The 1,099-nt window shown below is 76.5% G+C and carries 1 protein-coding gene; it reads right to left on the bottom strand.

Annotated elements, in window-relative coordinates:
* On the bottom strand, positions 1-1,099 hold a 1,099-nt coding region (locus HMPREF0731_RS21550), incomplete at both ends, for a PD-(D/E)XK nuclease family protein (RefSeq protein WP_007006364.1).

Here is a 1,099-nt window from a genome sequence, read left to right as displayed (position 1 = left end):
AGGCCGCCTCCGCCGCCTCGGCGAAGAGCCGCGCCGCCGCCTCGGTGCCCGGCCAGCCGCCCGGCGCATCGCCCAGGCGCCGCGTCCAGTCGGCCATCACCTGATGCACGATCTGGCCGTAGTCGGAGGCCCCGACCTCGGCATCCAGCGGCTCCAGCGGCAGCAGCCGCAGCACCCGGCGGGCATAGAAGCCGTAAGGGTCGGCCATCAGGTCGGCCACCTCGGTGACGCTGATCTCGCGCGGCCGGTCCTCGGGCGGGGGCGCGGGGGCGGGGCGGGGCCAGGGTTTCACCACCTCCGGCATGTCGAGGCGCGAGGCCCAGTCCAGCGCCCGCTCGCGCGGCAGCCCCAGCCCCGGCGCCTGGCCGCCCAGGAAGGTTTCCAGCCGGGTCAGCCAGCGGCTGGGCACGGTGGGCGCGCCGGCCCGCTTGCGGGCGCGCGCCAGCACCACGCGCGGCGCGCTGGCGGCGGCCAGCATGAAATCCGCCGCCACCCGGCCGATCCGCGCCTCCGGCTCCGGCAGGCCGAAATCGCCGCGCATCGGCCGGCTCATCCAGGGGCCGGGATCGGTCGATTGCGGCCAGACGCCCTCCTCCAGGCTGCCCAGCACGGCGAGGTCGAAATCCTGCAGCCGCGCCTCCAGCAGGCCGAGGATGGCGATGCGCGGATGCTGCGCGTATTCGCGCCCCCGGCCGATGCGCACGCCCGGCGCCGCCGGCCCCTCCAGCAGCACGTCGAACAGGGCCGGCCAGGAGGCCGGACTCATCGGCGGCAATTCGCGCAAGGCCGGCGGCAAGGTCGAGAGAAACACCGCCAGCGGCTCGCCCTCCTCCCCGGCATAGAGGCGCAGGCCGCCCGGCCGGTCGCGCGCCGCCGCCAGCGCCTCGGCGGCGTTCAGATGCGCCTCCAGCAGCTCGGCCGGCGGCCGCGCCGGGCTGTCGGGCAGTTCGGAGAAGCCCTGCAAAGCGGCTTCCAGGGCGGAAAGAAGTTTCTCCACCGTGGCCAACAGCGGAGCATCCTTCTCGCGCCGCAGCGCCTCGGCCACGCGGGCGCGCAACCCCTCCAGCCCCGGCGCCGGGCGTGGCCCGCGCAGCGCGCG

Source organism: Pseudoroseomonas cervicalis ATCC 49957, from assembly GCF_000164635.1.
GTDB lineage: Bacteria > Pseudomonadota > Alphaproteobacteria > Acetobacterales > Acetobacteraceae > Pseudoroseomonas > Pseudoroseomonas cervicalis.
This window is presented reverse-complemented; position numbering and strand designations above follow the sequence as displayed.